The sequence below is a fragment of the Pseudoduganella sp. SL102 genome (genome assembly GCF_027856995.1).
Taxonomy (GTDB): domain Bacteria; phylum Pseudomonadota; class Gammaproteobacteria; order Burkholderiales; family Burkholderiaceae_D; genus Rugamonas; species Rugamonas albidiflava.
On the sequence record NZ_CP115554.1, the window covers coordinates 7,096,759 to 7,118,034 of the forward strand.

The 21,276-nt window shown below is 64.2% G+C and carries 21 protein-coding genes; 11 read left to right on the forward strand and 10 right to left on the reverse strand.

All coding sequences use genetic code 11. The features are described from left to right. Positions 1–2: 2 nt before the first annotated feature. From OU994_RS30130 to OU994_RS30140, 3 genes are all read right to left on the reverse strand, one after another. Entirely contained in the window at positions 3–1,217 is a 1,215-nt protein-coding gene (locus tag OU994_RS30130; protein ID WP_131143743.1) for a phosphoglycerate kinase, read from the reverse strand. A 64-nt stretch (positions 1,218–1,281) separates the two neighbouring features. Then, complete coding sequence (locus OU994_RS30135; RefSeq protein WP_131143742.1) at positions 1,282–1,629, reverse strand: AzlD domain-containing protein; 348 nt, start codon at positions 1,627–1,629, stop codon at positions 1,282–1,284. Further along, on the reverse strand, positions 1,622–2,371 hold the full coding sequence (locus OU994_RS30140) for an AzlC family ABC transporter permease (protein WP_131143741.1): 750 nt from the start codon (positions 2,369–2,371) through the stop codon (positions 1,622–1,624). Before OU994_RS30140 ends, OU994_RS30135 begins: the two co-directional genes overlap by 8 nt. Positions 2,372–2,567: 196 nt before the next feature. On the opposite strand from OU994_RS30140, the gene OU994_RS30145 reads away from it, so the two are divergent. From OU994_RS30145 to OU994_RS30160, 4 genes are all read left to right on the forward strand, one after another. After that, the gene (locus OU994_RS30145) at positions 2,568–2,759 is read left to right on the forward strand and encodes a zinc-finger domain-containing protein (protein ID WP_130187406.1); all 192 of its coding nucleotides are present in this window, start codon (positions 2,568–2,570) and stop codon (positions 2,757–2,759) included. 124 nt (positions 2,760–2,883) lie between these two features. Continuing rightward, positions 2,884–3,303: a nuclear transport factor 2 family protein gene (locus OU994_RS30150; protein WP_281608896.1), complete on the forward strand. Its 420-nt coding sequence runs from the start codon at positions 2,884–2,886 to the stop codon at positions 3,301–3,303. Between the two features lie 206 nt (positions 3,304–3,509). Next, complete coding sequence (locus tag OU994_RS30155) at positions 3,510–4,490, forward strand: YheT family hydrolase (RefSeq protein WP_281608897.1); 981 nt, start codon at positions 3,510–3,512, stop codon at positions 4,488–4,490. Between the two features lie 3 nt (positions 4,491–4,493). Next, entirely contained in the window at positions 4,494–5,093 is a 600-nt protein-coding gene (locus tag OU994_RS30160; RefSeq protein WP_281608898.1) for a DUF2946 family protein, read from the forward strand. Here the strand turns inward: OU994_RS30160 and OU994_RS30165 are convergent. Continuing rightward, positions 5,002–6,801, reverse strand: a complete 1,800-nt coding sequence (locus OU994_RS30165) for a M48 family metalloprotease (RefSeq protein WP_281608899.1) — start codon at positions 6,799–6,801, stop codon at positions 5,002–5,004. The genes OU994_RS30160 and OU994_RS30165 overlap by 92 nt on opposite strands. 53 nt (positions 6,802–6,854) lie before the next feature. On the opposite strand from OU994_RS30165, the gene moaC reads away from it, so the two are divergent. Next, entirely contained in the window at positions 6,855–7,346 is a 492-nt protein-coding gene (gene moaC, locus OU994_RS30170; RefSeq protein WP_131143736.1) for a cyclic pyranopterin monophosphate synthase MoaC, read from the forward strand. 112 nt (positions 7,347–7,458) lie between these two features. Next, a complete protein-coding gene (locus OU994_RS30175) occupies positions 7,459–8,166 on the forward strand; it encodes a flagellar brake protein (protein WP_281608900.1) in 708 nt (235 codons plus the stop codon). Positions 8,167–8,232: 66 nt separating this feature from the next. On the opposite strand, the gene OU994_RS30180 is transcribed toward OU994_RS30175, so the two are convergent. The 6 genes from OU994_RS30180 to recA all read right to left on the reverse strand — a co-directional run bounded on the left by OU994_RS30180 (position 8,233) and on the right by recA (position 14,397). Further along, positions 8,233–8,706 carry a prepilin-type N-terminal cleavage/methylation domain-containing protein gene (locus OU994_RS30180; protein ID WP_281608901.1) on the reverse strand — a complete coding sequence of 158 codons (474 nt, stop codon included), beginning with the start codon at positions 8,704–8,706 and terminating at the stop codon, positions 8,233–8,235. 195 nt (positions 8,707–8,901) lie between these two features. Next, the gene (locus OU994_RS30185) at positions 8,902–9,492 is read right to left on the reverse strand and encodes an FHA domain-containing protein (protein ID WP_281608902.1); all 591 of its coding nucleotides are present in this window, start codon (positions 9,490–9,492) and stop codon (positions 8,902–8,904) included. 185 nt (positions 9,493–9,677) lie between these two features. Then, entirely contained in the window at positions 9,678–10,559 is an 882-nt protein-coding gene (sucD, locus tag OU994_RS30190; protein WP_281608903.1) for a succinate--CoA ligase subunit alpha, read from the reverse strand. Positions 10,560–10,572: 13 nt separating this feature from the next. Then, positions 10,573–11,742: an ADP-forming succinate--CoA ligase subunit beta gene (gene sucC, locus OU994_RS30195; RefSeq protein ID WP_130187385.1), complete on the reverse strand. Its 1,170-nt coding sequence runs from the start codon at positions 11,740–11,742 to the stop codon at positions 10,573–10,575. A 900-nt stretch (positions 11,743–12,642) separates the two neighbouring features. Beyond that, complete coding sequence (gene recX / locus OU994_RS30200) at positions 12,643–13,113, reverse strand: recombination regulator RecX (RefSeq protein ID WP_281608904.1); 471 nt, start codon at positions 13,111–13,113, stop codon at positions 12,643–12,645. Between the two features lie 213 nt (positions 13,114–13,326). Then, positions 13,327–14,397, reverse strand: a complete 1,071-nt coding sequence (gene recA, locus OU994_RS30205; protein WP_131143730.1) for a recombinase RecA — start codon at positions 14,395–14,397, stop codon at positions 13,327–13,329. A 183-nt stretch (positions 14,398–14,580) separates the two neighbouring features. Between recA and OU994_RS30210 the strand changes: the two genes are divergently transcribed. The 5 genes from OU994_RS30210 to OU994_RS30230 all read left to right on the forward strand — a co-directional run bounded on the left by OU994_RS30210 (position 14,581) and on the right by OU994_RS30230 (position 21,189). Then, positions 14,581–15,273: a response regulator transcription factor gene (locus OU994_RS30210; RefSeq protein ID WP_131143729.1), complete on the forward strand. Its 693-nt coding sequence runs from the start codon at positions 14,581–14,583 to the stop codon at positions 15,271–15,273. Continuing rightward, complete coding sequence (locus tag OU994_RS30215) at positions 15,270–16,790, forward strand: sensor histidine kinase (protein WP_281608905.1); 1,521 nt, start codon at positions 15,270–15,272, stop codon at positions 16,788–16,790. Before OU994_RS30210 ends, OU994_RS30215 begins: the two co-directional genes overlap by 4 nt. Next, positions 16,783–17,067 (forward strand): DUF4212 domain-containing protein, encoded by a 285-nt coding sequence (locus tag OU994_RS30220; protein ID WP_281608906.1) that lies wholly within the window; start codon positions 16,783–16,785, stop codon positions 17,065–17,067. Before OU994_RS30215 ends, OU994_RS30220 begins: the two co-directional genes overlap by 8 nt. Beyond that, positions 17,064–19,115, forward strand: coding sequence for a sodium:solute symporter family protein (locus tag OU994_RS30225; RefSeq protein WP_281608907.1), 2,052 nt, complete (start codon positions 17,064–17,066; stop codon positions 19,113–19,115). The genes OU994_RS30220 and OU994_RS30225 overlap by 4 nt, the downstream gene beginning before the upstream one ends. Before the next feature lie 82 nt (positions 19,116–19,197). Next, on the forward strand, positions 19,198–21,189 hold the full coding sequence (locus tag OU994_RS30230) for a prolyl oligopeptidase family serine peptidase (protein ID WP_281608908.1): 1,992 nt from the start codon (positions 19,198–19,200) through the stop codon (positions 21,187–21,189). Positions 21,190–21,276 lie beyond the last annotated feature (87 nt).

The window sequence follows — 21,276 nt, forward strand, 5'->3', positions numbered from 1 at the left end:
ATTTACTGGCCGGACCGCTCGGCTGAGCGGGAGGCCAGGATTTCCACTGCCGGGAGAGTCTTGCCTTCGAGGAATTCCAGGAAGGCACCACCGCCCGTGGAGATATAACCAATTTTATCGGTAATGGCGTATTTTGCAATCGCCGCCAGTGTATCGCCACCGCCGGCGATCGAGAAGGCCTTCGAGTCGGCAATGGCCAGCGCCAGCGTTTTCGTGCCTTCGCCGAACTGGTCGAACTCGAACACGCCGACCGGGCCGTTCCACACGATGGTGCCGGCCGCGGCGATCTGGCCGGCCAGCTGCTGCGCGGTTTTCGGGCCGATATCGAGGATCATGTCGTCATCGGCGACGTCCGCGACATCCTTGACGGTGGCCGTGGCGGTGGCCGAGAACTCCTTGGCGCAGACCACGTCGACCGGGATCGGCACCTGCGCGCCGCGCTTGGCCATCATGTCGATGATCGACTTGGCTTCCTCGACCAGGTCCGGCTCGGCCAGCGACTTGCCGATCTTCAGGCCGGCGGCCAGCATGAACGTGTTGGCGATGCCGCCGCCCACGACGAGGTTGTCGACCTTGTCGGCCAGCGATTTCAGGATCGACAGCTTGGACGAGACCTTCGAGCCGGCGACGATGGCCAGCAGCGGGCGGGCCGGCGCACCCAGCGCCTTGCCCAGCGCATCGAGTTCGGCGGCCAGCAGCGGGCCGGCCGCGGCGACCGGCGCGAACTTGGCGATGCCGTGCGTGGACGCTTCGGCGCGGTGGGCGGTGCCGAACGCGTCGTTCACATAGACGTCGCACAGTTTCGCCATCTTCTGCGCCAGTTCATCGGCGTTTTTCTTTTCGCCCTTGTTGACACGGACGTTTTCCAGCAGCACGACCTGGCCATCCTGCAGGCTCTCCAGGCCGGCGCCGTCGACCCACTGCTGTTTCAGTTCGACCGGCTGGCCGAGCAGTTCGGCGAGGCGCGCGGCGACCGGCGCCAGGCTGTCTTCCTGCTTGAACTCGCCTTCGGTCGGGCGGCCCAGGTGGGACGTGACCATGACCTTCGCGCCAGCCTTGACGGCGGCCTGGATCGCCGGAACGGAAGCGCGGATGCGCGTATCTTCGGTGATATTGCCGGCATCATCCTGCGGCACGTTGAGGTCGGCGCGGATGAACACCCGCTTGCCTTGCAGCGCGTTTTGCGCGATCAGATCCTGGAGACGAATGAAGGACATGGGTTCGGAAGGGACAAGTGGTAGAAAGAACACTATTTTACCGCATGCCCGCCGCCCGCCGGCCTTATGAATAAGAATGCAACAAGCCCGGCAACAAGCGCAAGGCCGTGAAGAACAGCATGCCGACGATGATCGTCTCGAGCATGCGGCGGCGCCAGGCGAACCACGCCACCGAGGCGATGCCGGCGATCAGCCGCGCATTGCCCAGGTCGAACTGCACGGTACCACCGCCATCGAGCAGCAGGTCCGGCGCGATGATGGCCGCCAGCGCGCACGATGGCGCATAGCGCAGCATCTCCTGCACGCGCGGGGGGATCGTGACCTTGTGGCCCACCAGCCAGAAGCCGCTGCGCGTGAGCGCGGTGGCGATCGCCAGCGACACGATGACGATCCAGATTTCCAGGTCAGACATGGTTGGCCTCGCCGTTTTCTTTCCGTTTTGCCCGGCGCCGGTCGCCGGTTTCCTCGACCACCATCGCCGTCACCATCCCCACCACCACCGCGGCCAGCAGCCCCAGCTTGTAGGGCAGGTCGGCTGCCAGCACGGACACGGCGGCCGCCACCAGCACGCCGCACAGCGCCGGCATGCTGGCCACCATCGGCACCAGGATGCAGACGATGGCCAGCGTGCCGGCGAAGCCCAGCCCCCATTCGGTGGGCACCGCATTGCCGAGGAAGATGCCGATGATCGAGCCGATCTGCCATGCCGCGCAATTCGGGTACAGCAAGCCTTTCAGGAAGGACACCTTGCCCGGCGCCGGTTCCGGATCGGGGTAACGCTGAAGATACAGGGCCACCGAGATATCGCCCGACACGAAGCCGAGGCCGAGGCGCTTGTGCCACGGCAGCGAGGCGAAGTGCGGCGCCAGCAGGACCGAGAAAATGACAAAGCGCAGGTTGATCACGAGCGCAGTCACGAAGATCACCCAGATGGGCGCATTGGCGGCGATCAGCGGCAGTGCGGCAAGCTGGGCCGAACCCGCAAAGACCAGCAGCGTCATGCCCAGCGCCTGCGGGATCGACAGGCCGGATTTGATCATGGCCACGCCCACCACGACGCCCCATGCGCCGATGCCGAACAGCGTCGGCAGGCCGGTGCGGAAACCGTCGCGCCAGGCGGCGGGGTCATGGGTGGCAAAGTCTTGGTCGCTCATGCTCGGGCTATTGCTCAGTCTGTTTTGCTCGGTTTGCCAAGTGTTGCATGATTGCCACACATCGCAAACTTGCCGGCGGCCCGGGCTGCAATTGAAATGAAAGTTACTCGGAATGCGCGCGACATTGTACTGGCGATTCTTGCAGCATGCCCGAATCCGTTAAAATCGTGCTTTTTGAACCCCGGAGCACCACAAGATGACCCAAGCCACCACGCCAGTCGAACTCGAAGGTAAGGACCTGCCGGCATACTGCCCGAACCCGGCGATGCCGCTGTGGTCCTCGCACCCGCGCGTGTTCCTGGATTTCGCCAAGAACCAGGAAGCGAAGTGCCCCTACTGCGGCACCACGTACCGCCTGAAGCCGGGCACGGTGGTCGGCCACCATTGAATATGACGAGAATCGTCCCGATACTGCGTTACAAATGAGCACAAGGCGTTGAGCCTTGCGCCTATTTGCGCCTTGTCTCGAAACGATTTCGCCACATTCAGCCTATCCAACGGGCGGAGGCACCATGAAGAAGAAGCAGCATAACGGCAGCCCCGCCGAAGTCGAAGCGGCCTTCTACGATGCACTGAACCGCGGCGACGTGGATGCCGTGATGGCGCTGTGGGCCGATGACGAGGAAATCGTCTGCGTCCACCCGCATGGCGCCCGGCTGATCGGCCACCGCGCGATCCGCGCCTCGTGGGAAATGCTGCTGGAACCGGGCAGCCTGCAAATCCATCCTTCGCAGCTGCATGAAATGCACAACCTGATGAGCGCGGTGCACACCGTGGTCGAAGGCGCCACCGCCGCTGCCGGCGAACCGCAGCACCTGGTGGCCACCAACGTCTATGTGAAAACGCCGAAGGGCTGGCGCATGGCCGCCCACCACGTTTCCGCCGCCCCCGGCCCCGTGCCCGCCGATCCGCCCAGCCCGGTATTGCACTAAAAATGGGGACGGACCCCATTTTTCGGGAAATGTTGCCCGAAAAATGGAGCCTGTCACTGAAATTGTTTAGATAAGGCCACCCCAAGTGCAAATTCCGGGGTCAGACCCGGCGGGTCTGACCCCAGCCCTTCGCTGTTGGGGTGAATGCATGTGCTTTCAATGTAGCTTATTTGGCATGAGAGCCTGTCACCGTTTTTTCCCACGCCATGGACTACCCCGCTCCCCTCTGGCTCCCCAACGGCCACTTCCAGACGATCTACCCGGCCAAGTGCATCCCGAAACCGGTGGTGCCGTTTCGCCGCGAGCGCTGGGATACGCCGGATGGCGATTTCATCGACGTCGATTTCATCGATGGCGCGCCGGGCCAGCCGTTCGTCGTGCTGTTTCATGGCCTGGAGGGCTCGTCCGACAGCCATTATTGCCGCGCGCTGGGCAAGGAATTGCTTGACCGCGGCTGGTCCGGCGCGATCCCCCACTTCCGCGGCTGTTCGGGTGAAGCGAACCTGGCGCCCCGCTTCTACCATTCCGGCGACGCCGCCGAAGTGGACTGGGTGCTGCGCCGCCTCCACCGCCGCGCGACCGGCAAGTTCTACGCCTGCGGTGTCTCGCTGGGCGGCAACGCCTTGCTGCGCTGGCTGGGGGAATCGCAGCATGCGGCGGAATTCGTCGAAGCGGCGGTGGCCGTGTCCGCGCCGCTCGACCTGGCGCGTGGCGGCGAGGCGCTGGGGCGCGGCTTCAACCGCCTTTATCAACGCATGTTCCTGCAGACGCTGAAACCGAAGTGCGCCGCCAAGCTGGCCTATTTCCCCGGCCTGTTCGACCGCGATGCGATGCTGGCCGCGCGCGACCTCTACACCTTCGACAACGTGGTCACGGCGCCATTGCATGGCTATCGCGACACCGACGATTACTGGAACCGCGCCAGCGCCAAGCACGTGCTGGGCGACATCACCGTGCCCACCCTCGTGCTGAACGCGCTGAACGATCCCTTCCTGCCCGGCGTCCACTTGCCGCGCCGGGCCTCGCCCCACGTGGTGCTCGATTATCCGGAAGAAGGCGGCCACGTGGGCTTTGCCACCGGCCGCATGCCGGGCACGCTGCAGTGGCTGCCGCGCCGGATGATCCACTTCCTGGAGGGCGGCCACAGCATCGGCGCGCCGCAAAGCGCGCCGTTGTGCGAGGCTTGAGCCATGGATGACATCGTTAAACAGGCCATGGCCAGATGGCCCAACGTGCCGCATTGCTACGGCTGGCTGGCGCTCGATGCGCGCGGCAACTGGCGCATGCGCGACGAGCAGGCACAGCGCCTCGGACTGCCCGGCGACAAATTGACGAATGCGGCGCTGGTCGGCTTCATCGTCCGGAATTACCAGCGCGATGACCGCGGTTGCTGGTATTTCCAGAATGGCCCGCAGCGCGTCTACGTGAACCTGGAAGCCACGCCGTTCATCGCCCGCACCGACCCCGCCAACGGCTTCGTGCTGCATACCGGCGCGCCGCTGGAACACGTCGAAGCGGCGTTCATCACGGAGGCGGGTGAATTGATCCTGCAGGCGCGAGACATCGTCGCCCAGCTGGACGACCGGGACGTGGCCCAGGCGCTGGGCGCCGTCGGCATGGCGGGCAAGCCGCTCGGCGACGACGCCCTGCTGGCCTGGCTGGAAGGCGGCACGCTGGCCGCCCCGGCCACGCTGAAGGTCAGCGGCAGTGACGTGCCGCTGCGGAAAATGGATCGCGACGCGCTAGCGGATCGGTTCGGCTTCCGGAAAGTTCCCACCCCGGCCGGCTGACGGCGCATTCCTCGTCCGCCTTGTTCAGGTCCTTGCGGCCGAACGGATCGTCCTTGGCCGTGCCCGTCCCTGTCCCTATTCCTGTCCCGGACCCCGCCACCGGGCCGGCGCTGACACGGAACGATGCGCCGCCGAAGTCCTTGTCCTTGCTTTTTTCGCCCATCGCCTCGCGCCGCCGGGCCTGCCACTCGCGCTCGCGCGCATCGATCACGGCCTGTTCGTAGAACGACGCATCGGACGATTTGCGCGCCAGCTGCAGCTGGTCGAGCGCGGCCATCGTGCCGCCCAGCAGCGCATACGATTCGGCCAGCGCGATGTGCTGCAGCGCGATCTTGCCCATCTTCGAATACGCCTGCGCCAGCAGGTCCTGCAATTCCGGCTCGCTGCGGTATTGCTGGATCTGGTCACGCAGGAAGCGCTCGGCCTGTTCCGGCTTGCCGCCCTTGATCAGCGCATCGGCATATTGCCAGGCGATGCCGCGGGACAGCGGATACCTGGCATGCGCTTCCTGGCCTTCGGCGATGGCCTGGGCCAGCACCTCGGGATTCTTTTCCTGGTCGACCTTGATCTCCAGCGACGTGTACGCCAGGATGCTTTCCGACAGCCCCTTCGGCAGCGGCGAGCTGAACGCACCGGCCGCAGGCGGCCGCTCGATTGTCGCGCGGGCCTTGTCGAGCCAGGCTTGCGCGCCCTTGTGGTCGTCACGCTGCAAGGCCAGGAAAGCCATGCCGTACTGGCCGGCGGCGATCTCGTGGCGGCTTTGCTGCGCCATCTGGTTGCGGAAGAATTCCTCCGACTGGGCATAGCCCTTGGTCGATTTGTCCTGCAACACGCGGGCGCGCGAGCGGACCAGGAAGAAGTCCAGCGCATCCACGCGCTGCCGGTAAGGAGTCTCGCGGATGCGCGCCTGGATGTCGGCGATCCGCTCGGTCGTCAGCGGGTGGCTCATCAGCCAGGGCATCGACGTGTCGTACATCTTGGTCGCATTCTGCATGCGCTGGAAGAAGGCCACCATGCCGGAGGTTTCATAGCCGGCCGCGCCCATGATCTGGAAGCCTACCCGGTCCGCCTCGCGCTCGGCCTCGCGGCCGAAGTTCAGCTGGCGCTGGATCGCCACGCCCTGCCCGCCCATCATCACGCCCATCGCCGCATCCGGGCTGTCCTTGGCGACCAGCGCCGCCAAAACCATCGCCGCGAGCGGGATCAGCGCATCGGTTTTCTGCTCGCCCAGCTGGCGGGCGATGTGCCGCTGCGCCACGTGCCCGATCTCGTGCGACAGCACGGAAGCCAGTTCCGATTCCGACTGCGCGGCCAGCAGCAGCGCCGAATGCACGCCAATGAAACCGCCCGGCAGCGCGAACGCGTTCAGCATCGGATCGCGCACGGCAAAGAAGAAGTAATCGTAGTTCGCTTCGCCGCGCGAGCCCGGCCGGGCCGTGACCAGCGTATTGCCCAGGTTGTTCAGGTAATCGATGATGGGTGGATCGTCGAGATAATCGCGGTTGAAGCGGATATCGCGCATGATTTCCTCGCCCAGCTTGCGCTCGATGACAGGCGACAGCGCCTCGCGCGACGTATCGCCCAGGCTGGGCAGGCTCGGCACGTTGGTCGGCGCCTGCGCTCGGGCCGGGGCCGTGACCGCCAGGAACGCGACGGACGCGGCCAGCGATACAGCGAGGGACAGCAGGCAGCGGCGGGGAAATCGCATGGCGTTCACGGTGCTATGATACCTTTTCATTCAGTAACCTCAGTATTCTCCGCATGTCCGAACCTACTCCAGAACTGACCCATTTCGACAGCGCCGGCCAGGCCCACATGGTCGATGTCGGCGCCAAGGCCGAAACCCACCGCATTGCCATCGCCACCGGCACGATCCGGATGAAGCCGGAAACGCTGGCCATCATTCTATCGGGAACTGCCAAGAAAGGTGATGTGCTGGGCATTGCCCGCATCGCCGCCATCATGGGAGCCAAGCGCACCAGCGACCTGGTGCCCCTGTGCCACCCGCTGGCGCTGACCCGCGTGACCGTGGATTTCGAGACCGACGAAGCCGCTTCCTCGGTGCATTGCCGCGCGCAGGTGGAAACGTACGGGAAAACGGGCGTCGAGATGGAAGCGCTGACCGCCGTGCAGGTCGGGCTGCTGACGATCTACGACATGTGCAAGGCGGCGGACCGGGGCATGGTGATGGGCGAGATCCGCGTGCGGGAGAAGCATGGCGGGAAGTCGGGGGACTGGTCGGCGACCAGTTGACCTTGGCGATGACGACTTGACATTCCAAAATGTAAGTTTTGTCCTACATCAACAACCATATCCGTTAGCCAAAGTTCTATAATCATCGGTCACTTTCCATCTGGAACAACCGATGACTGGCACCGCAGCGCCTGAAGCAACGCCTCAGCAATTCACTTTCGAGCAGATGAACCTGCAGGTCGGCATGCGGCTGCAGGTCATTACCCATCGGGCGCTGCGCCCGGCGCAGAATTTCTCCAACGTGATCGGATGGGTCAAGGATGAGTACCTGATCATCAAGATTCCGTTCGAACAGGGCGCGCCGATCGCGCTGGGCGAAGGCGACAAGCTGACGCTGCGCGTGTTTTCCGGCGTGAACGTGTGCTCGTTCAACGCCATCGTCGAGCGCATCTTTGGCCGGCCGCTGCTGTATGCGCACGTGACGTTTCCCAAGCAGATCCAGGGGACCAGCCTGCGCATGGCGATGCGGGTGAAGGTCGATATTCCGGCACAGGTCAAGACGGCCGCGGGATTCGAACAGGTCGGCTTCCTCGTGAACCTCAGCGTTTCCGGGGCACTGATGCATACGAAAAAGCCGATTCCCGAGGAAGTGGAACCCGTGGCCGTGCAATTCACCCTGCTGACGGAGCCGGACAAGCGGCAGGTGATCATCACCGCCAAAGCCTCGATCCGCAACGTGAACGCCGCGGAGCCGTGGCCCGACGGCAGGCCCCGCTATGCCTACGGGATGCAGTTCATCGACCTCGATCCGGCGCACTACATGATGCTGCAGAATTTGACCTACCAGGCGTTGATTACGGATCGGCAGAAGATCGTGTGAATCCGATTGGTAAAGCAAAAAGCCCGGCGATGCCGGGCTTTTTGCTTGTGCTAGCTGAACCAAGGATCAGTTCTTCACGTAGCCCTTGGTCAGGCAGGCGCCCGAGTAGGCCCAGGTCAAGCGCGCAGTACCGGAAGAGGCATCGGCACCGCCCGCAACGCTTGGGGACAACACACACGTGTCCGTCGAAGCGATGCCTTTTACTGCGTTCGGGGTGGCCGTGATTTGACCGTCTGCTACAGCCAGGCTGTTGAACACGCTGCCAGTAGCAGTCGTAGTCGGCGTAGTCGGCAGGTTGCTTGCTGCGCCACCGTTGGTAGCTGCATCCATGTCAGCCAGTGCCACGCCATTCTGGAATGCTTCTTCAACGGCCAGTTTGTACGGGCTCATCTGGCTAACCACGTCGGTGTACGCAGCGCGCTTCACGTAGTTCTGGTAAGCCGGAATTGCCACGGCTGCCAGGATGCCGATGATCGCCACGACGATCATCAATTCGATCAGGGTGAAACCGGCTTGGGCTTTCTGGTTCATGGATTTCATGGTGTTGCTCCTTCAGGTAGAAACGAAACGGGTTGAGATGATTGATGTAGAGCAATCCCCGTGCCAGCCCGGTTTGTGCTGTTTCCAGGCCGAAAAAAGCCATTTATGGCAGTTCCAAGCGGAAATAGTGACAAATTTCGTCACTTCAAGGTTCGTAGATTGTCAGGTGCAAGGATCGTCATCTGACGAATTTTGTCAGCCCAGCCGGAAAGCCATCCGTGTGCCGGAGAGATCCAGCACGTCGCCGTCGGCAAGTGCGTGGGGCAGCTTGCCGAGCGGTGCGCCGTTCAGCAGCGGCACGCGATCGCCATCGGCATGGAGAGCGGCATAGCCGGCTTCGGTCCGGTTGATCGTCACCACTTGGATGCCGGCGCGGCCGAGACTGGTCTGTGGCTTGTCCAGCGCGAGCAGGCGGCCGGCGTTGCTGCCGTTCAGGACCTCGATGCGGGCGGGCGGGATGGCTGCCGGCATGGCGGGGATGCCGCTGATGGGCCGGATGCCGTCCGCCACGAAGTCGATGCTGTACTTGGCCAGCTTGATCGTATCGCCATGTTGCAGGAAGTGCTTGCCGACGCGGTGGCCGTTGACGAACGTGCCATTTGTCGAATACAGGTCTTCCAGGAAGGAATCGTCGAGGATCGTGATGATGGCCGCATGTTCGCCGCTCACGGTCTGGTGCTCGAGCACGATGTCGTTATGGCGGTGGCGGCCGAGCGTCATGCGCTCCTTGGTGAGCTGCACGGTTTGCTCCAGCACGCCTTCGCGCGAGATCAGGATCTTCGCCAACGCATCGCCTCCATGTGGACTGTTGTAGAAATTCCGGGGACTGTTGTAAAAACGCTGGGGACTGTCCCTGCGGAGGGGACTGTCCCCGGTGTTGCTTTACGACCAGCTCAGCCGTACCGGTACCAAGCGGCGCACAAAAAATAACGGGGGCCGCAGCCCCCGTCATTATCGTGCAATGGCTGCTATTACAGCATTGCCTTCAGCAGCTTGGCCATCTCGGACGGGTTCTTCGTCACGGTGATGCCGCACTCTTCCATGATTGCCAGCTTGGCTTCGGCGGTGTCGGCACCGCCGGAGATCAGCGCGCCGGCGTGGCCCATGCGCTTGCCCGGAGGAGCGGTGACACCGGCGATGAAGCCGACGACCGGCTTCTTCATGTTGTCCTTGATCCAGCGTGCAGCGTTGGCTTCGTCAGGACCGCCGATTTCGCCGATCATGATGACCGCGTCGGTATCCGGATCTTCGTTGAACATGCGCATCACGTCGATGTGCTTCAGGCCGTTGATCGGGTCACCGCCGATGCCCACGGCCGACGACTGGCCCAGGCCCAGTGCGGTCAGCTGGCCCACGGCTTCGTACGTCAGCGTGCCCGAACGGGACACGACGCCGATACGGCCTTTCTTGTGGATGTGGCCCGGCATGATGCCGATCTTGATTTCGTCCGGGGTGATCAGGCCAGGGCAGTTCGGGCCCAGCAGCAGGGTCTTCGAACCGGCCTTGGCCATGCGATCCTTGATTTCCATCATGTCGCGGACAGGAATGCCTTCGGTGATGCAAATCGCCAGTTCCAGCTCGGCTTCAACGGCTTCCCAGATCGCGGCGGCGGCGCCTGCCGGCGGCACGTAGATCACGGAAACGGTGGCACCGGTTTCCGATGCCGCTTCCTTGACGGTTGCGTAGATAGGAATGCCTTCGAAGTCTTCGCCGGCTTTCTTCGGGTTCACGCCTGCCACGAAGGCTTCACGGCCGTTCGCGTAGTCGCGGCAACCGCGGGTATGGAACTGGCCGGTCTTGCCGGTGATGCCCTGGGTGATGACTTTGGTGTCTTTGTTGATCAGAATAGACATGTTGGTTCCTTAATTAAGCTTGACCGGCAGCAGCGGCAACAACGCTCTTCGCTGCGTCTTCCATGGTGTCGGCGGCGATGATCGGCAGGCCGGAGTCGGCCAGCATCTTCTTGCCCAGGTCTTCGTTGGTGCCCTTCATGCGGACGACCAGCGGTACCTGCAGCTGCACGGCCTTCGATGCGGTGATCACGCCTTCGGCGATCACGTCGCAACGCATGATGCCGCCGAAGATGTTCACCAGGATCGCCTTCAGGCCCGGGTTCTTCAGCATGATCTTGAAGGCTTCGGTCACTTTCTCGGCCGTTGCGCCACCGCCCACGTCCAGGAAGTTGGCTGGCTCGCCGCCGAACAGCTTGATGGTGTCCATGGTGGCCATGGCCAGGCCGGCGCCGTTCACCAGGCAGCCGATATTGCCGTCCAGGGAGATGTAGGCCAGGTCGAACTTCGATGCTTCGACTTCAGCCGGATCTTCTTCGTCCAGGTCGCGATAGGCGACGATTTCCGGGTGACGGAACAGGGCGTTGGAGTCGAAGTTGAACTTCGCGTCCAGGGCGATGACCTTGCCTTCGCCGGTCAGGATCAGCGGGTTGATTTCAGCCAGCGATGCATCGGTGTCCCAGTAGGCTTTGTACAGGCCTTGCAGGTTGGCGCGGGCATCGGCGATCGAGCCTTCCGGCACGCCGATCTTGCGGGCGACGTCGTCGGCATCCGCATCGGTCAGGCCCACGGCCGGGTCGATGATCACGTTGTGGATCTTTTCCGGATGCGATTCGGCCACTTCTTCAATGTCCATGCCGCCTTCGGAGGAAGCCATCAGCACCACGCGCTGCGAAACGCGGTCGGTCACCAGCGAAACGTACAGTTCCTTCTTGATGTCGGCGCCTTCTTCGATCATCAGACGGCGAACTTTCTGGCCTTCCGGGCCAGTCTGGTGGGTCACCAGTTGCATGCCCATGATCTGTTCGGAGTATTCCTTGACCTGCTCCAGCGACTTGGCGACTTTCACGCCACCGCCTTTGCCACGGCCACCGGCGTGGATCTGCGCCTTGACCACCCAGACCGGGCCGCCCAGCGTTTCGGCAGCTTTCACTGCTTCTTCCACGGACATGCACGGAATGCCGCGCGGAACCGTCACTCCGAACTTCCGGAGGATTTCTTTGCCTTGATACTCATGGATTTTCATGCTGGCTTCCCTTCTGATGCTGAATTTGAAATGGGTTTGAAAAGTTGCTGCTACTTCAGTCGTGCGGCACCTGAGCTGTGATGGCGGCATGAACCGCCCAGCGTGGGGTCGATACCGGGCAATTGCGCGTCCTTGCGGGGATGGCAATTGTCAAGCGGGTACGTTTGCTATGCGGGTGCGTGGCGCTGGCGGCAACCGGGATCCTGGAAGCCAGCAGAGTGTCGTTGACTGAGATGTCGGTGGAACGGGTGACGAAATCCCATGGTGCACCCATGTGCGCGAACGCCTGGATGTCCATGGCGCGCTGTGGGGAAGGCGCACTCTTGAGAGGATTTGACAGAGACATAACACCGATGCCGCTCGCGCGGCCAAATTAGTAAGCAGCCATGTACTGATTTCGTACGTTGCCGCAGCTTCTACGGACAACCACCGCACCCGCGGTGCTGCATAAAACTACAAAAGTGTAGCACACCGCTGGGGCACTGGATAGCAATGTGATCGTACAACTTCCAGCGTAAAGAGGGGCGCCGCGCGGGATCGCGGTGGCAGGACGTGGCGCCGGAAGCGTTGCAGTGAATAAAGTTATTTCCTGAAAATGGGGCGCAACTGGGGTTTCAAGCAGCACAGCTTGCCAGCGTAGCGGTACAGCCACGCATGGCTGTACTTCTCCCGCTCCCATCTTCCGGGAAATGTTGCAAAAGAATTGGAGCCTGTCACCGTTTTTCGGGCAACAAAAAACTACCCGGCAGCTGCTCTATTATTGGGTGAAATATCGAAAAACGGTGACAGGCACCATTTTCCGGGAAATGTTGCAAAAAAATTGGAGCCTGTCACCGTTTTTGGGGCAACAAAAAAGCAGCCCGGGAGCTGCTCTGCATTGTATGAATCGTTGTGTGAATATCAGATATTTCCAAACTCGTCGTCGGGGTCGTAGCCCTTCATGGCGGCGCGGACGGCTTTCTGGGAAAAGCCGCGCTGGATGAGGAAGCGCATCTGCTTGCTGCGCTCTTCGGCGTCCTCGGCGAGCTTGCCGTGGAACTTGCGCCGCCACACCTCGCAGCAGCGCGCCACTTCATCTTCGGCCAGGCCGGCCTTCAGGTCCTGCAACGCTTCACCCTTGACGCCATGGCTTTGCAGTTCGGCCAGGATGCGGCTGTTGCCGTAGCGGGCCGAACGGCGGTGGATCAGCGATTCGGAAAAGCGCTCTTCGGACAGCCACTTGTTTTTTTCCAGCCAGTCGAGCAAGGCATCGATGTCGTCGCCCTCTTCCGCATGGCGCGCCAGCTTGCGGGCCAGTTCCAGGCGGCTGTGCTCGCGGGTGGACAGCAGGCGCAGGGCGCGGGCTTTCAGGCTGGGGGGTGGTGCGCGCATCGGGACGGGATTGGCGGGTGGGCAGGAGAAAAGCGGACAGTATAAAAAACATCGCCACCGCCGCAAAGCGGTCGGTGGCGATGAAGAGCTTTGGTCGGTGGCGATGAAGAGCTTTGGTCGGTGGCGATGAAGAGCTTTTACAAGCCCAGGATCAGTCGATCGACTGAAGCGCCGGGCGGCCAGGCCGGGGCCGAAGCCCGCGGCCAGCCGGGATTACTCGACGGCCTTCAGTTTCGGCGCTACTACTTCGCCTTCGGTCGGCGGCAGTTCGCGCACGCCCAGCGAAGCACGCACCTTGTTCTCGATCTCGCGGGCCAGTGCCGGGCGTTCGCGCAGGAACGTACGGGCATTGTCCTTGCCTTGACCGATGCGCTCGCCGCCGTAGCTGTACCACGAGCCGGACTTCTCGACGATCTTCGCTTCCACGCCCAGGTCGATGATCTCGCCTTCGCGGGAGGTGCCTTCGCCATACAGGATGTCGAAGTGCGCTTCCTTGAACGGCGGCGCGATCTTGTTCTTGACGACCTTCACCTTCGTTTCGTTACCGATCACCTCGTCGCCGGACTTGATCGAGCCGGTGCGGCGGATGTCCAGGCGCACGGAGGCGTAGAACTTCAGCGCATTACCACCGGTGGTGGTTTCCGGCGAACCGAACATCACGCCGATCTTCATGCGGATCTGGTTGATGAAGATGACCAGCGTGTTGGTGCGGTTGATCGTGCCGGTCAGCTTGCGCAGCGCCTGGGACATCAGGCGGGCCTGCAGGCCCGGCAGCGAATCGCCCATGTCGCCTTCGATCTCGGCGCGCGGCGTCAGTGCCGCCACGGAGTCGATGACGATCATGTCGACGGAACCGGAGCGCACCAGCGCATCGCAGATTTCCAGGGCCTGTTCGCCCGTGTCCGGCTGCGAAATCAGCAGCTCGTGCAGGTTCACGCCCAGCTTTTGCGCATAGGTGACGTCCAGCGCGTGTTCGGCATCGATGAACGCGCAGGTGCCGCCGAGCTTTTGCATTTCGGCGATGGTCTGCAGCGTCAGCGTGGTTTTACCGGACGATTCCGGGCCGTAGATCTCGACCACGCGGCCACGCGGCAAGCCACCCACGCCGAGCGCGATATCCAGGCCCAGCGAGCCGGTGGACACGGTCTGGACTTCTTCCAGCGGGGCGGACGAATCCATCCGCATGACGGAACCCTTGCCGAACTGTTTTTCAATCTGAGCCAGCGCCGCGGCAAGCGCTTTGGCTTTTTCGGAGGCAGGTACTGCCGCTTTCTTGTCGTCCATGATTTCCTTGACCTTTAACTGTTCAATGATTCCGAATATTCCTGTGTGTACCGATCCGGTACAAGCAGTACTGTATATGTATCCAGTGGTTTGTGCAAGCGGAATCCAGCGTTTTTACAGTGCTTTTCCAATGGCCGTCGCACATTGAGTACAATGAAATTGCCTCAATGCCCGATTGCCAACATGCGTATTTTACTAGCCGAAGATGACAGCGTCCTGGCGGACGGACTCACGCGCTCGCTGCGCCAGTCCGGCTATGCCATCGACTGCGTGAAGAACGGGCAGGAAGCCGACACCGCCCTGTCCACGCAGGAATTCGACCTGCTGATCCTGGACCTCGGCCTGCCGAAGCTGCCCGGCCTCGAAGTGCTGCGCCGGCTGCGTTCGCGCGGCTCGCTGCTGCCGGTGCTGATCCTCACGGCGGCCGATTCGGTCGAACAGCGTGTCACCGGCCTGGACCTGGGCGCCGACGACTACATGGCCAAGCCGTTCGCGCTGTCCGAGCTGGAGGCGCGCGTGCGGGCCCTCACCCGGCGCGGCCAGGGCGGCGGTTCCACCGTCGTCAAGCACGGCCCGCTCACCTACGACCAGGTGGGCCGCAGCGCCTACATCAACGACCAGATGCTGGACCTGTCGGCGCGCGAACTGGGCTTGCTGGAAGTCCTGCTGGCCCGCACCGGCCGCCTCGTGTCGAAGGAACAGCTGGTCGATCACCTGTGCGAATGGGGCGAGGAAGTCAGCAACAACGCCATCGAAGTCTACGTGCACCGCCTGCGCAAGAAGATCGAGGTGGGCGGCGTGCGCATCGCCACCGTGCGCGGCCTCGGCTACTGTCTCGAAAAATTCTCCAGCGCCGCCGCGGCCGAACCGAAGTGAATTCGCCGGCGGACCGCTCCGATGCGGCGTGGAGCCCTGCCCTCGAGGAAGAAGAGGAGATCCAGCACTCGCTGTTCGGCGAGATCCTGGACTGGATGCTGGCCCCGCTGCTGCTGCTGTGGCCGATGAGCATCGCCATCACCTACCTGGTGGCGAAATCGATCGCCAACCAGCCGTTCGACAATGCGCTGGAAGACGCCGTCACCGTGCTGTCGCAGCAGGTGCGCGAAGTCAACGGAATGACTCGCCTGACCGCGGGTTTGCCTGGTCCTGCGCGCGACATCCTGCGCGCCGACGACGTCGACAGCGTCTACTTCCAGATCCTCGGTCCGCAGGGCCGCCATCTCGACGGCGACCGCGACCTGCCCCGCCCCGCCCCGCAAGCGGAAGAGGACATGGCATCCCCCGGCGCCGTGCACTTCCGCAATGCCAACCTGCACGGCACGCCCATCCGCGTCGCCTACGCCTATGTGAACCTGGAAGAAGACGGCGAACGCCCGCCCCGGCTGGCGCTGGTGCAGCTGGCCGAGACGCTGGAAAAGCGCGCCAGGCTCGCCAACGAGATCATCAAGGGCGTGATCCTGCCCCAGTTCATCATCCTGCCGGTGGTGCTGGCGCTGGTCTGGTTCGCCCTGTCGCGCGGGCTGCTGCCGCTGGCCGAGCTGCAGGAGCGCATCCGCGCCCGGCCGATCGACGACCTGTCGCCGATCGCGCCCAACCAGGTGCCGGAAGAGATCACGCCGCTGGTGCGCTCGCTCAACGAGATGCTGGCGCGGCTGTCGCAATCGATCGAAATGCAGAAGCGCTTCATCGCCGATGCGGCGCACCAGATGAAGACGCCGCTGGCCGGCATGCGCATGCAGTCGGAGCTGGCGCTGCGCCAGACCGACCAGCATGAAATCCACCGCTCGCTGGAACAGCTGGCGAAAAGCTCGGAGGCCGCCACGCGCCTGGTCAACCAGCTGCTGGCGCTGGCGCGCGCGGAAAACCAGCCACAGTCGGGCAGCGCGTTCGCCGCGCTCGACCTGGCCGACGTGGCGCGCAACGCCGTGCGCGACTGGGTGCCGGCATCGTTCAACTACCGCATCGACCTGGGCTACGAAGGGCCGGATGCCCCCGTGCTCATCGACGGCAACGCCGTGATGCTGCGCGAGCTGCTGTCGAACCTGATCGACAATGCACTGCGCTACACGCCGCAGGGCGGCAGCGTGACGGTGCGCCTGCGTGCCGAGGAGGCGCCCGTGCTCGAAGTCGAGGACACCGGCCCCGGCATCCCGCCGGCCGAGCGGCAGCACGTGTTCGAGCGCTTCTACCGGATCCTGGGCAGCAGCGCCGAAGGCAGCGGCCTGGGGCTGGCCATCGTGCGCGAGATCGCCCAGCAGCATGGCGCCGAGGTCGACGTCTTCAGCAACCCGCGCGCCAGCCACCCGAAATATCCCGGCAGCCTGTTCCGGCTGACGTTCCCGGCGCGCCCCGCCGACAAAGCCCCGGAAGAGGAGCCGCCGTTCTATGGCTGACATGCCTGGACATCCTGGCCCGGCCGACATGGCCGACCGCGACGGCGCCTACTGGCGCGGCACGCGCCGCCTGACCGCGATCCTGCTGGCGGCCTGGATCGCCACCAGTTTCCTGGCCGTGTTCTACGCCCGCGAACTGGCCGACCTGACCCTCTTCGGCTGGCCGCTGTCGTTCTACCTGGCGGCCCAGGGCGCCTCGCTGGTCTACCTCGCCATCATCGGCGTCTACGCCTGGCGCATGCGCCGGCTCGACCGCCGCCACGGGGAACAGCCGTGAAGCGCACCTTCCGGCAGCGCCTGACCCGCTACTACCTGGTCTTCACCGCCTGCTTCGCCGCGTTCCTGCTGTCGCTGGCGATGCTGGAAAGCGAAGGCATGCCGCGCGTGTGGATCGGCTACATGTTCATGTTCGCCACCATCGTGCTGTATGCCTCCATCGGGCTGGTCTCGCGCACCTCCAGCGTTGCCGAATACTACGTGGCCGGTCGGCGCGTGCCGGCGCTGTTCAACGGCATGGCCACGGCGGCCGACTGGATCTCGGCCGCCAGCTTCATCAGCCTGGCCGGCACGCTGTACCTGAACGGCTTCGACGGCCTGGCCTTCGTGATGGGCTGGACCGGCGGCTACTGCCTGGTGGCGCTGCTGATCGCGCCCTACCTGCGCAGGTTCGGCCAGTACACGATTCCCGATTTCCTCGCCGAGCGCTATGGCGGGCCGTCCAACGGCCGCGCGGTCCGGCTGTGCGCGGTGGCCGCCACCATCCTCATCTCGTTTACCTACGTGGTGGCGCAGATCTATGCCGTGGGGCTGATCGCCTCGCGCTTCACGGGCGTCGATTTCTCGGTCGGCATCTTCCTCGGCCTGGCCAGCGTGCTGGTCTGCTCTTTCCTGGGCGGCATGCGCGCCATCACGTGGACGCAGGTGGCGCAGTACATCATCATCGTCGCCGCCTTCCTGATCCCGGCCATGTGGCTGTCCGCGAAGCACAGCGGCAATCCGATCCCGCAGGTGGCCTATGGCAAGCTGCTGCCGCAACTGTCGGCGCGCGAAGCCGCACTGGCCGCCGACCCCAGGGAAACGGCCGTGCGCGATGTATTCCGCGAACGCGCCGCGCAATACCAGCAGCGCCTGGACGGCCTGCCCACCTCGTGGGAAACCGGGCGCGCCGAACTGCAGCATGCCCTCGACAACGTCCGCCTGCGCAACGCCTCGCTGCTGGAAATCCGCGCCGCCGAGCGTGCGCTGATCGCCTACCCGAAGAGTGCCGACGATGCCGTGGCCATCTGGAACGCGGCGCGCAATGACAACCTGCGGCGCGCGCGGCCGCTGACGCCGCACGCGGTACCGTTCCCGGGCGCCACGCAGGAACAGTCGGACATCAAGCGCCGCAACTTCATCGCGCTGGCGTTCTGCCTGATGCTGGGCACCGCCGCGCTGCCGCACATCCTGATGCGCTCGTACACCACGCCGTCGGTCGACGAAACCCGCGTCTCCGTGTTCTGGACGCTGTTCTTCATCCTGCTGATCTACCTGACCATCCCCGCGCTGGCGGTACTCGTCAAATACGACATCTACAGCGCGCTGGTCGGCAGCCATTTTTCCGAGCTGCCCACCTGGGTGTCGTACTGGGCCAGCGTGGACCGGGCCAACCCGCTGATCAGCATCACCGACATCAATGGCGACGGCCTCGTGCAGCTGGCCGAGATCGCCATCGACGGCGACGTGCTGGTGCTGGCCACGCCGGAAATCGCCGGGCTGCCCTACGTGATTTCCGGCCTGGTGGCGGCCGGCGGCCTGGCCGCGGCCCTGTCCACGGCCGATGGCCTGCTGCTGGCCATCTCCAACGCCCTGTCGCACGATGTGTACTACAAGATCGTCGACCCGAAGGCATCCACGCAAAAACGCGTGACGATCTCGAAGCTGATCCTGCTCGGCGTGGCCTTCGTGGCCGCCTATTCCGCTTCGTCGAAACCGGGCGATATCCTGTCGCTGGTGGGCGCCGCGTTCTCGCTGGCCGCCTCCACGCTGTTCCCGGCGCTCGTGATGGGAGTCTTCTGGCGCCGCGCCAACCGCTGGGGCGCGCTGGCCGGCATGGCTACCGGCTTCCTGGTCTGCCAGTTCTACATGGTGCGCACCAATCCCACGCTGGGCGGCAGCGCGGCCGCCCAATGGTTCGACATCGCACCGATCTCGGCCGCCGTGTTCGGCGTGCCGGCCGGGCTCGCGGCGCTGGCCCTGGTCAGCCTGCTGACACCGCCGCCGGCACCGCGGCAGGCGGCGCTGGTGCGCCACATCCGCACGCCGGAAATTAATGAAATTAAATAAAAATTGATCATGTGACATTTGGTGAGAAAGCTGGAACGGGACGCATGATAAGTTCGCTGACTTACTGTTATTACCGACTTTCATGCCGACTTCCGCTCTCCTGGCCGGGGCCCTGCTGGCTGCCGCCCTGCTGCTGCCCGGCCGCGCCGCCGCCGCGCCACCGCCCGTGCAAGACTTCTTCGACAACGCCGAATTCGGCGGCGCGCAACTGTCGCCCAACGGACGCCACCTGGCCGCCAAGGTCACTGCGGCGGAGGGCGGCCGCGACAGGCTGGCCGTCGTCGACCTGGCCACGCTGGACGCCAAGGTGGTGGCCTCGTTCGCGGACGGCGACATCGGCCACTTCCAGTGGGTCAGCGACAACCGGCTGCTGTTCGACAGCACCGACAAGGACCTGGCACCGGGCGAAGTCAATGCCGCGCCCGGGCTCTACGCGGTCGATCGCGACGGCAAGAACTTCCGCCCGCTGGCGGAGCGGCGCGGCCGCTTCGTCCGCACCGGCGACGGCGACAAGCTGCTGCCCTGGCATACCTACATGCTGCCGCAGCCGGGCGCGCAGGATTCGGACAGCGCCTATGTGCGCAGCGTCCATTTCGAAACCAGCGGCGCCGTGCTGGCGATCGAGCTGCTGCGCCTCGACACGCGTACCGGCCGCACCACCGAAGTGACGGAACCGGGCCATGTGCTGAACTGGATGCTCGATGCGCGGGGCGAACCGCGCATGGCGGTCACGCTGGAAGAGGGAAAGCACACCATCTGGCTGCTGGAAAAAGACAAGTGGCGCGTGGTCACCACGTTCGATGGCTATGTCGATTCCAGCGGCGGCTTCGAGCCGCTGGAATTCGCTGCCGATGGCCGGCTGTACGTGGCGGCCCGCCGCAACGGCGACCGGCGCGCCGTCCACGTGTTCGATCCGGCCACCGGCAAGGTGGGCGACCAGGCGCTGTTCGCCCTCGACAGGCACGATTTCTCCGGCCACCTGATCCAGGTGGCCGGCAAGCTGGCCGGCATCCGCTACAAGGGCGATTCGGAAGATACCTTGTGGCTCGATCCCGAACTGAAGGCGCTGCAGGCCACCATCGACGCGAAGCTGCCCGGCAATGTCAACCTGGTCGAGGTGCCGCGCCGGCCGGAAACGCCGTTCGTGCTGGTCACGACCTACTCGGACCGGCAGCCGAAGGTCTTCCTGCTGTACAACCGCGAAACGGGCAAGTTCAGCCCCGTCGGCAAGGCGCATCCCCGCATCCAGGCGCGGCAGATGGGCACGCAGGAAAACGTGCTGTACACGGCGCGCGACGGCTTGCCGATCCCGGGGCTGCTGACGCTGCCGGCAGGCGCGAGCCGCCAGGGCAAATTGCCGATGGTGGTCCTGGTGCACGGCGGCCCGTGGGTGCGCGGCACGGAATGGGGCTCGTCGGCCCACGCCCAGTTCCTCGCCTCGCGCGGCTATGCGGTGCTGGAACCGGAATTTCGCGGCAGCACCGGCTATGGCGCACGCCACTTCTCCGCCGGGCTGAAACAGTGGGGCCTGGCGATGCAGGACGACGTGGCCGATGGCGCGCGCTGGGCCATCGCACAAGGCATCGCCGATCCGCAGCGCATCTGCATCGCCGGCGCCAGTTACGGCGGCTATGCCACGCTGATGGGCCTGATCCGCGACCCGGACCTGTACCGCTGCGGCGTGGCATGGGCCGGTGTGGCCGACCTGCGGCTGATGTACGGCAGCTGGCTGCACGGTTCCGATGTCCCGAAGCAGTACATGCGCTACGGCATGCCGCAACTGATCGGCGACCTGGAAAAGGATGCCGCGCAACTGAGCGCCACGTCACCGGTGGAACAGGCGGCCCGCCTGCGCCAGCCGCTGCTGCTGGCCCATGGCAGCGCGGACCGGCGCGTGCCGCGCGCCCACGGCGTACGCTTCCGCGACGCCGTGAGCGCCACCAACAAGGCGGTCGAATGGGTCGAGTACGAAGACGAGGGCCACGGCTGGACGCTGCCGAAGAACCGCTTCGATTTCTGGACCCGCGTCGAGAAATTCCTCGACCGGCACATCGGCACCGGGGCGCCGAAATAACCTTGCCGGTATAACGGGTGTGACATTCCGAGAGAAAACAGCGGTGGCCGGCATGCTATGTTGCCGGCTTTGCCAAACTCGTCATTC

Bases quoted from the DNA above. Each gene is read 5' to 3' on its own strand.
- OU994_RS30130 (WP_131143743.1), bottom strand. From the start codon at position 1,217: ATGTCCTTCATTCGTCTCCAGGATCTGATCGCGCAAAACGCGCTGCAA.
- OU994_RS30135 (WP_131143742.1), bottom strand. From the start codon at position 1,629: ATGTCTGACCTGGAAATCTGGATCGTCATCGTGTCGCTGGCGATCGCC.
- OU994_RS30140 (WP_131143741.1), bottom strand. From the start codon at position 2,371: ATGAGCGACCAAGACTTTGCCACCCATGACCCCGCCGCCTGGCGCGAC.
- OU994_RS30145 (WP_130187406.1), top strand. From the start codon at position 2,568: ATGACCCAAGCCACCACGCCAGTCGAACTCGAAGGTAAGGACCTGCCG.
- OU994_RS30150 (WP_281608896.1), top strand. From the start codon at position 2,884: ATGAAGAAGAAGCAGCATAACGGCAGCCCCGCCGAAGTCGAAGCGGCC.
- OU994_RS30155 (WP_281608897.1), top strand. From the start codon at position 3,510: ATGGACTACCCCGCTCCCCTCTGGCTCCCCAACGGCCACTTCCAGACG.
- OU994_RS30160 (WP_281608898.1), top strand. From the start codon at position 4,494: ATGGATGACATCGTTAAACAGGCCATGGCCAGATGGCCCAACGTGCCG.
- OU994_RS30165 (WP_281608899.1), bottom strand. From the start codon at position 6,801: ATGCGATTTCCCCGCCGCTGCCTGCTGTCCCTCGCTGTATCGCTGGCC.
- moaC (WP_131143736.1), top strand. From the start codon at position 6,855: ATGTCCGAACCTACTCCAGAACTGACCCATTTCGACAGCGCCGGCCAG.
- OU994_RS30175 (WP_281608900.1), top strand. From the start codon at position 7,459: ATGACTGGCACCGCAGCGCCTGAAGCAACGCCTCAGCAATTCACTTTC.
- OU994_RS30180 (WP_281608901.1), bottom strand. From the start codon at position 8,706: ATGAAATCCATGAACCAGAAAGCCCAAGCCGGTTTCACCCTGATCGAA.
- sucD (WP_281608903.1), bottom strand. From the start codon at position 10,559: ATGTCTATTCTGATCAACAAAGACACCAAAGTCATCACCCAGGGCATC.
- sucC (WP_130187385.1), bottom strand. From the start codon at position 11,742: ATGAAAATCCATGAGTATCAAGGCAAAGAAATCCTCCGGAAGTTCGGA.
- recX (WP_281608904.1), bottom strand. From the start codon at position 13,113: ATGCGCGCACCACCCCCCAGCCTGAAAGCCCGCGCCCTGCGCCTGCTG.
- recA (WP_131143730.1), bottom strand. From the start codon at position 14,397: ATGGACGACAAGAAAGCGGCAGTACCTGCCTCCGAAAAAGCCAAAGCG.
- OU994_RS30210 (WP_131143729.1), top strand. From the start codon at position 14,581: ATGCGTATTTTACTAGCCGAAGATGACAGCGTCCTGGCGGACGGACTC.
- OU994_RS30220 (WP_281608906.1), top strand. From the start codon at position 16,783: ATGGCTGACATGCCTGGACATCCTGGCCCGGCCGACATGGCCGACCGC.
- OU994_RS30230 (WP_281608908.1), top strand. From the start codon at position 19,198: ATGCCGACTTCCGCTCTCCTGGCCGGGGCCCTGCTGGCTGCCGCCCTG.